The sequence below is a fragment of the Parapedobacter sp. GCM10030251 genome (assembly GCF_042666505.1).
Lineage (GTDB): Bacteria > Bacteroidota > Bacteroidia > Sphingobacteriales > Sphingobacteriaceae > Parapedobacter.
Map to the genome: position 1 here is coordinate 48,415 of NZ_JBHTDN010000002.1, position 13,029 is coordinate 61,443.

General features: G+C 50.1%; 7 protein-coding genes. All 7 read right to left on the reverse strand.

Going from position 1 to position 13,029, the window contains the following annotated elements:
• Nucleotides 1-10: 10 nt before the first annotated feature.
• Nucleotides 11-2,164: a c-type cytochrome gene (locus ACFQRK_RS06240; protein ID WP_379004721.1), complete on the reverse strand. Its 2,154-nt coding sequence runs from the start codon at nucleotides 2,162-2,164 to the stop codon at nucleotides 11-13.
• 294 nt (nucleotides 2,165-2,458) lie between these two features.
• On the reverse strand, nucleotides 2,459-4,459 hold the full coding sequence (locus tag ACFQRK_RS06245; protein ID WP_379004722.1) for an FAD-dependent oxidoreductase: 2,001 nt from the start codon (nucleotides 4,457-4,459) through the stop codon (nucleotides 2,459-2,461).
• A gap of 37 nt (nucleotides 4,460-4,496) precedes the next feature.
• On the reverse strand, nucleotides 4,497-6,026 hold the full coding sequence (locus tag ACFQRK_RS06250) for a sulfatase (RefSeq protein ID WP_379004724.1): 1,530 nt from the start codon (nucleotides 6,024-6,026) through the stop codon (nucleotides 4,497-4,499).
• On the reverse strand, nucleotides 6,026-7,480 hold the full coding sequence (locus tag ACFQRK_RS06255) for a RagB/SusD family nutrient uptake outer membrane protein (protein WP_379004726.1): 1,455 nt from the start codon (nucleotides 7,478-7,480) through the stop codon (nucleotides 6,026-6,028). Before ACFQRK_RS06255 ends, ACFQRK_RS06250 begins: the two co-directional genes overlap by 1 nt.
• A 13-nt stretch (nucleotides 7,481-7,493) precedes the next feature.
• Nucleotides 7,494-10,760 carry a TonB-dependent receptor gene (locus tag ACFQRK_RS06260; protein ID WP_379004727.1) on the reverse strand — a complete coding sequence of 1,089 codons (3,267 nt, stop codon included), beginning with the start codon at nucleotides 10,758-10,760 and terminating at the stop codon, nucleotides 7,494-7,496.
• Nucleotides 10,761-11,043: 283 nt separating this feature from the next.
• Nucleotides 11,044-12,267 carry a FecR family protein gene (locus ACFQRK_RS06265; protein ID WP_379004729.1) on the reverse strand — a complete coding sequence of 408 codons (1,224 nt, stop codon included), beginning with the start codon at nucleotides 12,265-12,267 and terminating at the stop codon, nucleotides 11,044-11,046.
• Between the two features lie 80 nt (nucleotides 12,268-12,347).
• The gene (locus ACFQRK_RS06270) at nucleotides 12,348-12,947 is read right to left on the reverse strand and encodes an RNA polymerase sigma factor (RefSeq protein WP_379004731.1); all 600 of its coding nucleotides are present in this window, start codon (nucleotides 12,945-12,947) and stop codon (nucleotides 12,348-12,350) included.
• Nucleotides 12,948-13,029: the final 82 nt, after the last annotated feature.

The following is a 13,029-nucleotide window of genomic DNA, read 5'->3' on the forward strand; positions in this document are numbered from 1 at the left end:
GTAAAACTAGTTAATCTTTGCCAAACAGCTCATGCAATTCGCTCTGGACAAAAGGTTCCGTTCGATCGCCGAACCGGGACCGGGTTGCACCCAGGTCTTCGGGCAACACTTTATCTCCGACATTATTGCCCCAGGCGTTACGAATATAACTTAGAAGCTCAGCCAGCTCGGCATCGCCGATTGCCGGATTATGGGCGATCCCAGGCATCTCCCCACTTACCTCCGGGGTTTTATAGGTATGACCCGCAACGTCAACAGGTCCGGTCAACCCGTATAATACCAGCGCCATCAACCTTTCTTTATTTCCCTTTACCCATTCCGAGCCAGCCAAAGGCGGTGCGATGGGCGACACCCCTCTTCCGTCTTCTCCATGGCAGGGCTGGCATGCCGTCTGGAAGAGTGCCGTTCCTTTGGGGTACCGTTTTGCCAGCAACGCCTGGCTCTCGCCCTTGCTCTTTTCGTTAATCGCATCGACCACCGCAACAAGATGGCGATGCAATACCGTGGCGGTATCGATTTTCCGTCCTTCGATCTCGCGTAGATACGTTTGTTCATACCCCGAAAGGCCGCTTATCAACGCATCGGATACATATCGATCCTTCGCATATGCCTCCGCCCATCGTTTGCTTACCGGAATCATCTCAGGAACGCCTTCCGTGGCCAATGATGACATGGTCAGCATGGCGAAAGGAGCAAGCAGGGTATCCTGTGAGGCCATCGTTACGTTCAGTAAATCGATCAATTGATCCGGCGAAGCTACATTTTTCAACGAAGTCAGCGCCGCCAACGCTTGCGCACGCACTTCCCAGCGGGGATGTTTCAGGGCAATCGCCAAATCGCTTGGCATCAGTTGACCTAGCCCCTCTAACGTCCACAGCGAATGAATCGCCTGCAGGGGTTCGATATTTGCTTTCAGTAAATTGCGTAATTTTTCTACCGCATCCGTAGCATGCCGGTCTATTAAAGATCGCTGCGCCTGGTCCCGTACCCACCCGTTTGGATGCGCCAATAATGAAATCAACGAATCCGTATTCCCCGGAATCGCAACCGAGGTACGTTTAGCATCCCGCGGGTATACCCGATAAATCCGCCCCATGCCCAGTGGCAATGTCAAATTACGTTTGGCGATTTCGCTTTTCAGGTAAGGAGTTAAATACGTATTATGCTGGATAATGCCACGGTACATATCAAGAATATACAACGAACCATCCGGCCCATCGTGGAGATTTACGGGACGAAACCGTTCGTCGTCACTTGCCAGAAACTCGCGTCCCTGATACGCCTGCTTGCCAGTTACGCGGAAGCCATCGGTCTGGAGTAAGTTGCGCTTAATCAGGTTAGCCGACGGTTCGGCCACGAAAGCGTTCATACCTGGCAATAATCCACCGCGATACAGCAAAGGACCGCATGCAGCGGTGAAATTCACCAATCGGCCCGTACTGTCCAGTATCCCCTCCATATAGCCCCTGTTGACACCGGTAGTGGGATGTATTGGATACACACGTTTATCGGCAACAATGGTTTCTCCATATCCGGCTACTTTACGTTGATTGGGGTTACCGGCACCGAGGCCCGGCGGAAAATAGTCCCCCGAGAGGTTACTGGAATTATCGTTGTAATATAACCTTCCCCAATCGTCATGGCTGATTCCCCATTGACCGCGGAAATGGGTTTTTTCCTTGAGCCAATGGCCGTCCGGATGTCTTCTATACCGCCAATCGTACTTGGCACTGTAAATCCAGTTGTCCAACCCCCGTAAAAGCCCATTCGGCTGATGTTCCACATTACCGCCTTCCGCGTAGGCGCTGTCTACCAACGTCCGCTTGCCGGGCCTATCGCCTTCCAATTCATAAAACCACAGACTTGGAGGTTCGGCAACCAGCAATCCTCCACCTACCAGGCAGAGTGCCCGGGGCATGACGAGGGAATCCAGAAAAATTTTCCGGTCGTCCATCTGCCCATCGCCGTCCTTGTCTGCCAAAATCACAATTCGGCCTACGGGCGCATCTTCACCCGTTCCCAATGTATCCGGCATGTACCCATCCATTTCAACCAGCCACATACGGCCATCGTTGTCAAACGTCATCGCCACCGGGGCAATGACCAAAGGCTCCGATGCAACCAACGCTACATCAAAGCCCTCTTCCAACTCCATGGCCTTCATAGAAGCTTTGGGGCTTAGCACTCCGCCTTCTTCCTGATTACCACACCTTGCCAGGGTGAGTGCAAGAAAAGATAGAATCCAGAGAAATGTGAAGCGGTTAAATGCGGGCGGTAAGCAATCGGATGTCTTGTATCTGTTTATATCAGTTGTGTTCACTTTACAAACTAAGATAAAATTGGTTTTAAATGCAAGTGTATCGCGGTGATCGGCCTGCATTTCGTGTTTATTGACACATGACAATGCCCATCAGCGCTCTTTTTTCCGCTGATGGGCATCGTCACGAAGTTATTCGTATTATTGATCGTCCGAGGGTACGAAAAGTACCGCATTCGCAGCGACGATTCCCTCTGCTCCTTTTGTGCTCAGGGTGACGGTTGGCGGTTTGGTTCCGCTGGTTACCGTATAACGCCCCAAAGACACCCAGGTACTGGAGGTTTGCCCTTTGATTTCAACGGTCGACAAATTTAACACCCGCTCGTCTTCAGTTTTGCCATCAAAAACCGTGTATGTCAACTTCCCGGAACTTTCCGCAGTCTTCGGAAAATACGTGTACACATCGTAGGTACCCGCTGCGAGCGATGTCGCCTTGAAGGTCGCGGTACTTAAGCCGTCCGCGCTGGCTGCCTGGACATAGCTGCGTCCATAGCCTTTTGATTTACCCGGACCCCACGTTCCCTCGAAAGTCACCGCATCCGCATCTGTGCTGCTCACCAAATAGTCGGCTTTTCTGAAATCTGCCTTTGGGTTGCTGGCCAATATCGACTTGATTTGCTGTACATCTACGTCCTGCACGGCAACGTCCTGATCAAGGGCGATACATGCCGCTATCGCTGCGGATTGCCCAAGCACCATAAATACAGGTTCCATGCGTATGGAGCCGAATGCGATATGACTTGCAGAGAGGCATACAGGCACCAGTAAATTACCGGCTTCGCCGCGCTTCGGCACGATGGCGCGGTACGAAATCGGAAACGGCGGGAAACCGCCCACTTCCACATTTCCCTCATTCTTCACCATCCCGTTGACCACCAGCCGGTCGCAATTATGCGAATCCATCGTGTAGGCTGCATAGCCTACTTCATCATCTACGACTTCTCTCCCCTGGCAGTGGTGCTGCGTCATTACCAATTCACCGATCATCCGCCGCGCTTCGCGGATATACAGCTGAGGGCTCCAATGATTATTGGCCACATACTCATCTTTCGGATATCCCCATTGTTGCATTTCCTTGCGGATGAATTCCGGCACTGAAGGGTCATTTCCTACAAAATAAAGCAGCCCCTTGGTGTAGTCCTCATGCGCTTTAATAATTTCCTGGCGACGGACGAAGTCTGCCTCGGGGTAATCCCAGTTCATGCCAATCATGTCGGTAGAAAATCCGTTCCGGTTGTTGATATCGGTTTTGCCGTTCGGCATAAGGCTCCAAATAAACACGTCATTAAGCCCCTTCCAGGGTTGGATTTCCTTCTGCCGTTTCAGCAATTCATAACGTTTCGGATCATAATTATCCGGCTCTGTGATGGGTATCCTGTTTTCCGGCACATTTGTAAGGGTTATGCGGTAATTATAGGCCTGCACCTTCTCGTCGCCCGTACCGTCCGGCAGTAATTCACCGTCGCGTATTCCCCACAGTAACCCGCTTTTGGGGTTTCCTTTTTCGACATACGGATCCACCCCATCCGGGAACTGGTGGCCGGTCATCAGTTGCACGCCATTGAGGGTCTCGCCGTAGACGCTGTTGGCTTCCCGTCCTACGTGATAGCTCACGCCGGCCGCAGCCATCAGGTCGCCCTCATACGTGCAATCCATATACACTTTCGCCTTTACTGTCAACGAGGGTTTGCCCAATTGTTGAGTCGACTGGAAACGCGCCTGTGTGATGTTGTTGCCTACCTTCTCAATATCTATCAGCAACTGCCCAAATTGTACATCAGCATCGCAATCTTCCATATACTGCTTAAAGATCGCTTCGGCTACTTTTGGTTCGAATATCCATTGTTCAAATGCGCCGTAGTGCTTGCCAATCTTCCGGTAAAAATCGAGCGCCAATCCCCGCACAACGTATTTGTTACCGATGTCCGTTTGACCCAGTCCACCTGAGCTCAGGCCTCCCAGTCGATCGCCGGGCTCGATCAGAACCACGGATTTCCCGGCTTTAGACGCCGTATATGCTGCCACCACACCTGCCGAAGTGCCACCATAGATGCACAAGTCATATTCCTTTGTCTGCGATTGGGCGCTGAATGTTGAGCACACCACCCAAAGACATAACACATAGCCATTAAGTCGTTTCATCGTTTGATAGTTGGATTTGTTTAAGATTCATTGGTAATTAATCATGTAGAGCTCGTTGCTCCCAGTTGTCTTGTAATAGTTTAGTCAGTGTACGCAGTGTGTCCTGGTATTCCGGAACCTCCGCAACATTTCGGTTTTCTTCCGGATCTTTCAGGTGATCGTATAACTCCCATACCGATTCCTTTCCCGATTTCGGTTGCCACTCCACCAACCGATAACGCTCGGTGCGAATGCTGCGCCCCATCAACCGTTTCCCATCCGCGTTCTTCGGGTACTGACTCCTAGCCACGATTTTACTCCACCGGGCTTTCGGATTGTCCAGTAACGTAGCGAAGCTTTGACCCGTTAGCCCCTTCGGCGCATCCAGGTGGCAGAGATCCGCCAGTGTTGGATAAACATCAACGAACTCAACCAACGCTTCGGAAACACGTCCCTGCGCCCGTTGTCCGGGCTTGGCAACAATCAAAGGCGCCCGCACCGAAGTCTCGTAATTGGTATGCTTTGTTGCCCACATATTATGCTCCCCTACCTGGTAACCGTGATCGCCCACCAGGACGACAATCGTGCGATCACGCAATTCCAAGCTGTCCAATGCAGCGAGTATTTTTCCCACCTGTCCGTCTATGTAGCTGATACAAGCCAGGTAGCCATGGAGCAGTTCGCGCTGTTGGTCCAGCGGCAGATCGTCCTGATAGCGCACGTGTTTATAATCTTCGTACACCCGAAGATCGGCATATTTGGTCAGTGCGAATTCCGGAGCCCCTGCCGGTGCATACCGGTTTCGGGGAAGAACCAGCTCCTCTGAAGTGTACATATCCCAATATTTTTTGGGAGCGATAAACGGAAGATGCGGTTTATAAAAGCCCACCGCCAGAAAAAACCGTTGGTCTTGCAGTTCCGTCAGCGTCTTGATCGCCTGTTCGGCCGTCTGTCCATCCGCAAGCAGGCTATCTGCCATCTCGGGGGCTTCGGTAGCAAATCCCCGCGGAATGTTGCTGTAATCCATCTGCTCTCCTTTTTCTTTCATCTCAGCCAGTTTCTGTTGCCGGATGGCTTCTCCATTCGGTCCGTAAACAGACCGTGTAGGCAGCCACAATGGTTTTGACCAAGAAAGCGGATCGTCCATGTTACCAAATGCACGGGGATCACTCGGTATCAAGTGGAAGATCTTATAGAGCCCCTGACTGAACCAGCCGTTGTTTTTAAACAACTGCGGCAACGTTATGGCATCAGGCACGCGGTCCCGAAAATGGGTTGTCAAATCAAAAACGCCGGTTTCTTCGGGTCGCAATCCGGTTAATAGCGATGCTCTCGACGGGTTACAGAGTGCCATCTGACAATAGGCGCGGTTAAACACGGTACCTCGTTTTGCCAATTCATCAATATGAGGGGTCTTCACCAGTGTGTCGCCGTAACATCCCAGCTGGGGGCGCAAATCGTCCACCATGATAAACAAGACGTTATACCCTGCGTTGACGGGTTCCTTCGTAGCATATGTAGGCTGTGCGCAACAACATGCACAGCCTACGATCCATACTGTAGCTATCGAAGCAAAAAAACGAATCATCAGTAACCGGGATTTTGATCTTCCTGGCCGATCGCTGGGTTATTATTGATTTCATTTTCAGGGATTGGCCAAAGCAGTCGTTCGTCGATCAGCGTTTTACCGATCGCAGCGAATGCGTCCTTTGCTTTTCCGGTCCGTTTGAGATCCCACCACCTGCGCCGTTCAATCAGGAACTCGTATGCCCGTTCCTGCAATACCGCCTCCACAAACGCCTCTTCGCTCATGCCCGACGAATAATCCACCGGCGACGGGGCCTCCGGGTCGTACCCATAGGCACGCCGCTTGATCATGTTCAACCGTTCCAGTGCCAGCGCAGAAGGACCTCCTGCCGCCCGGCATGCAGCCTCCGCGTAAAATAGCAACGCTTCCGCATATCGGTATATAGGTACGCTATACGTGCGCATCCCGTTGTTATCCGTAATGAACTTCTTGAAAAGAACCGGGGTCGTCGCGGGTAGCGGCACCCATTCGCCAGCGGCGTTCTGAACGTGCGTATAAAGGTTAAACGGTTTACGCAGATCGTCTTCGGACCAAGCCTCGCCAATAAATGAGTTCATGTTAGGCACCCATGCAAAATAACCTGTACTCGCGTAATTATACGGAAGGTTATTCCCCATATGCAGGTAGTTCGTGATCTCGGACTGCCGCGTTTCGGAGTGGTGAACCGACATGATATCTTCTGAGCTGGTATTGGTCGCGAAAATTTTATAAAAATCATCGGGCTGTTGCACGTTCACAAGCTGGTATTTTCCGCTGGAAATCACCTCGTCCGCTTTGGCGGCCGCTGCATCCCAATCGCCAATGGTCAGATACACATGGGCGAGCAGCATTTTTGCTGCCGACTTGGAAGCTTGGCCGGTGCCGCTTACCGTTTCGAGCAATCCCTGTTCGGCAGCCAATGCATCCGCAATGATAAGGTCGTATACTTCGTTTTCGGGTCGTCTTGGCGATTCCAACTCGGAAAGGTCGGTACTTTCCTTGATCTTGATCGGAACCGGGCCAAATCCGCGCACCAATTCAAAATAAGCCAGCGCACGGATAAAGTGCGCCTCCGCAACGATACGGCTTCGTGCAGCATCGCTGATATTTGCGATCTCGGGTACGTTGTTCAATACCGCATTGGCGCGGTTTATGGCGATGTATAAGCGCGACCATAAAGCGGCTGTCCGGCCAATGTTCTGCTGGTCTAGCAGCTGATTTACGATGGAAATCGATGCTTGCGATCCTCTGCCGACCAAGTAATCACCATGCAATTCACTTAGTATATAATCCTCAATGTTGAAAAAATCAGGGCCCAGCGTGTTGTACGCACCGTTTAATGCGCCTTGGGCATCGGCTTCATTTTGGTAATAATTATTTCTGGCCACAAAGTCCTTCGGAACTTCGTCCAGCATGTTCTGACAGGACGTAAATAATACGGTAAGGGCGACTATCGAAATACCTATATGTTTCATCTTCTTGTGCATTTTAAAGGGTTAATCGTAAACCAATTGCATAAACCTTCGCATTGGGGTAGCCACTCTGATCGTGCCCCATCCGCAGACGGTTGCCGATGTCCTGTGAATCTTCACCCCTCGTGTTAATTTCAGGATCCAGGCCGGTATAGTCCGTAAAGGTAAACAGGTTCGTTCCCGACACGTAGATCTGCATGGCATTGCACCAAGTCGCACCCCATTTCGCCATCGGCAGATCATAACCCAAGCTGATATTTTTCACACGCAGGTAACTGCCGTTTTCGATAAACCGGTCTGAGATGTCCACGTTGGAGGCGGCACTGATTTTCGGATATTTGGCATTCGGATCCGGATTTTCAACGGTCCAATAATTCCCGATAATGTCCTTGAACTGGTTGCTACCCCGCTGAAACGAATTCAGGTGCGTACCATTTGTCGCATTGAAGATCTCGTTACCCTGTACGCCCTCCAGAAAGACATTCAGGTTGACTCCCTTGTATGAAAGTGTTGAATTCAAGCTGTATATCCAATCGGGAACAGGATTTCCAAGAATCACCCGATCCTGCGCATTTACTATTCCATCGCCATTGGTATCCTTATATTTGATCAGCCCGTTTTCATTAAGTCCGTCCTCCAGGTACCCGAAGAGTGCACCCAACGGCTCGCCTTCACGGGCTATGTTGGTGCTGGACCATACGGCTGCTTGGCCTGCACTGTAGATATCACTGCCGCCAGCAATCTTCATTACTTCATTCTTGTTGGTAGCTACCATCGCTGCCACATTCCACTTCCACTCGCCGGTCAGCACATCACCATTCACTCCCAATTCAAATCCCTGATTCCTGATTTCCCCGACATTCTGAAACATGGATCCAAATCCCACGGATGGCGGCAGCGGAACCGATGCGAGCAAGTCCGTCGTATATTTCCAATAGTAATCGGCGGTTACATTCAAGCGGCTGTTCCAGAGGCTGATGTCCAAACCGATATCGGTCTGTGCAGTTGTCTCCCATTTTAAGTCTTCATTGGCGATACCATTAGGAACGTACCCCACAATCTCTTCGTTATCGCCGTAAATGGTGCGAACCGCTACCATTTGGTCCAGCGATTGATAAGGATCCAACGCGGTATTGCCCGTCATCCCATAGCTTGCCCGCAATTTCAGGTCGTTGATAACCGCGACATCATCCATGAATGCCTCTTCCGAAATTCTCCACGCGACCGCCGCCGAAGGAAACACCCCCCACTTGTTATTGTTTCCGAAACGGGATGAACCATCTGCCCGTAAGCTGGCGGTCAGCAAGTACTTATCCGCAAACGAATAATTAGCGCGGGCCAGCCAAGATGCCAGTACCCACTCGGAAATACCCGACGTAGGCGGGTTAATGGTTTCTGCGGCCGAAAGATCATAATTTCCCGTGGTATTGCCTGGCAGGCCGGATACCCGTGCCTCGAAATACCGATTTCTATTCGTTTGGTAGGTGTAGCCGCCCATTGCCGTCAACCGATGGATGCCGTCGAATTCCTTGGTATAGGTCAACGTATTTTCATTCAGGAACGAGCTCCGGTAATCGGTACGTTGTCGTGCAAATCCGCGGTCGGTTTCGAAGATGATGGGTGTAAACTGATCGGCCAGCGAATTCGCATACTCCAATCCGACCATGGTACGGAACACCAGATCTTCCGTCAATTTGACATCCAATCCCGTATTACCGATTACGGTATTCCCCAGGGTCGTCGTTTTGTCTCCCGCAAAAATCAACGGGTTGCGCATGTCGGAAGAACCAAAGCTATATATCCGCTCGATCTGCGTGGGCAGCCCGTTTTCGTCATATACGGGCAACGTTGGGGGTGCCGAGGCGGCGGCGGATAAAACGGATGTACCCCGGTAGCCATTGTTGACCGGAACCGAAAGTTGCTCCCTGCGTGACAGATTCAGATTTACATTGAAGCGCAGCCAATTTTTGATGTCATGACCCAGGTTAACTCGTGCCGATCCACGCTTTACCCCGGTGTTAATTAAAATTCCGTCCTGCCCGTAATAATTACCAGACACCGAGTATTGGGTCTTTTCGGAACCGCCGGTAAACGTAAGGGTATGATCTTGAATCGGTGCAGTACGCAGCACCGCATCCTGCCAGTCGGTACCCGGATTTTCCACCTCGTCAATATTGAAATACGGTTCTTGTCCACCGTTCCGTAACCACTCGTTAGCTATTTCCGCATATTCCTTCGCATTGAGCAAGTCGTATCGCTTCGTTTCAGTTTGCATCCCATAGAAGCTGTTTAGTTCAATCCGGCCGCCCTGATTGGCCTTGCCTTTTTTGGACGTAATGATCACAACGCCATTGGCGCCCCGCGCGCCGTATATTGCGGTGGCCGAGGCATCTTTTAAGATATCAATGGACTCGATATCTGCCGGATTCAGGAAATTGATTCCTCCTGTTACCGGAAAACCATCGACGACATACAAGGGTTGATTGTTGCCTATCATGGAGTTCCCGCCGCGGACGCGCACTTCGATCCGTCCCCCCGGCTGTCCGGAATTCTGGGTTACCTGTACGCCGGCAACACGCCCTTTCAATGCCTGTTCCATGTTATAAACAGGCACTGCTTGTAAATCTTCAGATTTAATCTGGGCCACCGACCCGGTTAAATCCGACTTCCGCATAGTTCCATATCCAACCACAACCACTTCCTCTAAGTCACTGACGGACGCCTTCATCGTAACGTTCAAAAGCGATGCCCCATTGATGGCAAGCTCCTGTGAGTCGAATCCAACCATGGTGAATACCAGCGCATTGGACTGCCGGGGTGCCTCAATACTGTAATTCCCGGCCTCATCGGTTGTGACAGCGGTTGTTGTGCCCTTAACGGTGACCGTCGCCCCCGGCAACGGTTTGCCCGCGTCATCCGAGACCCGGCCCGTTATCCGTCTTTGGGCAGCCGCAGCATTTGCTGCCACGGTTCTTGCGGTTGGTCGTTCTACCGCTTTCCGTGAAATAATGATGGTCCCTTCCTCTAATGTCCATGCCAACGGCAGTCCGTCCAGCAACATGTCCATGGCTCTGGATAAATCGGCATCGGCAATGTTTGCGTTTATTTTGGTATACGCGATGTCTTTGCCATGAAAGAAAAACAGGTAGCCGGTTTGTTTTTGTACAGCCTCCATTGCGTCATTCAAGGTGACATTTCGGCCTTTCATCGTAATCCGCTGGGCAAAACTGGTTGCCGAGGCCTGCAACACGGTCAATACTGTCAAAAAAATCGCCAATTTCATTATCAGCAGTAGTTGGTTAGTCAAAGGCACATACCTGGCCCTTTCACATGAGTAAAAATTCATATGTTTGTACTGTTTGGATGTGTATTTATAAAAAATGCATTTATACGGATTGTTGGCTCTGCCAACATCGGCATACAAATCCAAAACATAGCCGGATAGTGTCGTAACCACTATTCGGTTTTTTTTGGATTTGCCTTTCGTGCTTTACTAAGTCACTGCTTCTTTCATACGCAATCATCAATTTAATTGGTTAACAAATTGGTTTACTGACCTTCTCATCTTAGGGAAGTACGAGGAGTCTATTTTTATCGCCGTCACTTTCAATCTTAAAATTCAAACCGCTCTTCCGTAAGATATTAAGTACGTTACTTAAGCTATTATCCCGCCTGATTTTGCCAAAAAAATAGATCATTGAAACCGACTGATCATAGCTGATTTCAACGTCGTACCAGCGGCTAAGTTGCGCCATAGCGTCTGGCAAACTGGTTTCCTGAAAACTGAACAGCCCGTCCTTCCAATCGATGTAGGGCGTTACATCTACGTCCCTTACAGATAACTCGTCGTCACTCAAGGTGGCTTGCTGACTAGGAACTAACCATTTGGAAGCCGTCCGTAGCGCATTTTCGACTTTCACACTCCCTGTCACTAACGTGGTCTTTGTCTCGTCGTCCTCTAGGTAAGCAGAAACATTAAACTGCGTACCATATACCTCTACGGTCTGACGCTTCGTTCTTACACGGAATGGGTATTCACGTGGCGCCACATCGAAATATGCTTCGCCTTCTAACGTGACCACCCGTTCCCGACGGTCAAATTTAGAGGGATACGTCAGCGTTGAGGCCGAATTTAGCCAGACTTTGGATCCATCGGGCAAAGCGACTTGGTATTGCCCGCCCCTGGGGGTTGTGATCGACATTAAATCCGTTCCCTCAGCCATCGAACTTCTATTGTCTTTACCGGAAACGATACCACTTGCCGCTAGCACCGAAGAACCGTCGCGATAAGTAATTTCATTCCCAATTACAATACCCGATTGGTTTTCACTCAATTCCACCGTTCGGCCATCTGCTAGTTTGAGCGTTGCGCGATTGCCTCCGGGTAATACCTCCCCGCCATACGTACTCGTCAGGCGCTTGGTTTGTTCAACATCTTCCGCAACGAAGAAATAAATACCGATGCCTGCGGAAACAAATCCGATCAGGGTGGCGGCAATCGTCAACCACTTCTTTAACCATACCACCTGCCTACCGTCTTTGCCGGAATTTTCGGATGCGATTTTTTGGGTAAGCCGGCTCGCAACATTTTGCGTTAAGGCAACAACTTTTGCATCCAGCGACGGACTGGACATGCGGTTGTTAAGCAATGCCTTTCGAATCAAATGCCGCAATGCCTCCTCATCTGCGTCCACGCCAAATTGGTCGACAATCAATGCGATTTCTTCTGGTGTACATACACCCGATAGGTACTTTTCAAATAAGGCGTTGCGATCTTCGCGTTCTGGCATTCGTATATAAGTGTATAAGAGGTTATTTTACTGCTAATACGAATGGCAACGAAAAAATCACGGCTATGATTTCAACTTTTTTATTTTTTCAGCAGAAACACTGAAACAAGGAACATAAACTGGCCGGCCGGAATACGGTGTATATTGGCTTTTAAGTACTGCATGGCCTTTTGTATATGGTCGTTTACGGTGGTGGTTGATATACCGAATTCTTCGGCGACTTCCTTGTAACTTTTCCCCTCCAGTTTACAGGCGACAAATATCCGCTTTCGCTGATAGGGTAATCTGGCCAGTACATCGTTCAGCAGCTCGCTATTCTCCTTTCTCAACAAAGCTTCCTCCACGTGTGTATAAAGCTCGCTGTTCGCCGCGATAATTTCTTGCAGTATTCCCCGTTCCTTTGCAGCCTTTCTGAAAAAATCATAGACCCTATTTTCGGCGATGCGATAGAGATATGCTTTGAATGAACGCGTAGGATCTATGGATGCCCGTTGTTCCCAGATTTTCAGGAATACGTCTTGCAACACCTCTTCGACGAGGATATCGGACTTCAATAAATGAAGTAGGCTATGCCCTAACCGATCTTTGTACCGGTCATAAATCAATCCAAATGCCAAAGCGTCTCCTCCTTTTAGCCGCAATAGCAATTGTGCCTCATCTGCCGTAAGGATATCCTCCATGCATGAATTGAATATTTCAGTGGTAAAAGTAACGCATAGGTTACGGAAAGAAAAAGGAAATTTTATTTTTCGACAATCTGTA

What these genes read in the sequence shown, in the direction of transcription:
- ACFQRK_RS06245 (WP_379004722.1), bottom strand. Translation starts at nt 4,459, where the DNA reads ATGAAACGACTTAATGGCTATGTGTTATGTCTTTGGGTGGTGTGCTCA.
- ACFQRK_RS06255 (WP_379004726.1), bottom strand. Translation starts at nt 7,480, where the DNA reads ATGAAACATATAGGTATTTCGATAGTCGCCCTTACCGTATTATTTACG.
- ACFQRK_RS06240 (WP_379004721.1), bottom strand. Translation starts at nt 2,164, where the DNA reads ATGAAGGCCATGGAGTTGGAAGAGGGCTTTGATGTAGCGTTGGTTGCA.
- ACFQRK_RS06250 (WP_379004724.1), bottom strand. Translation starts at nt 6,026, where the DNA reads ATGATTCGTTTTTTTGCTTCGATAGCTACAGTATGGATCGTAGGCTGT.
- ACFQRK_RS06260 (WP_379004727.1), bottom strand. Translation starts at nt 10,760, where the DNA reads ATGAAATTGGCGATTTTTTTGACAGTATTGACCGTGTTGCAGGCCTCG.
- ACFQRK_RS06265 (WP_379004729.1), bottom strand. Translation starts at nt 12,267, where the DNA reads ATGCCAGAACGCGAAGATCGCAACGCCTTATTTGAAAAGTACCTATCG.
- ACFQRK_RS06270 (WP_379004731.1), bottom strand. Translation starts at nt 12,947, where the DNA reads ATGGAGGATATCCTTACGGCAGATGAGGCACAATTGCTATTGCGGCTA.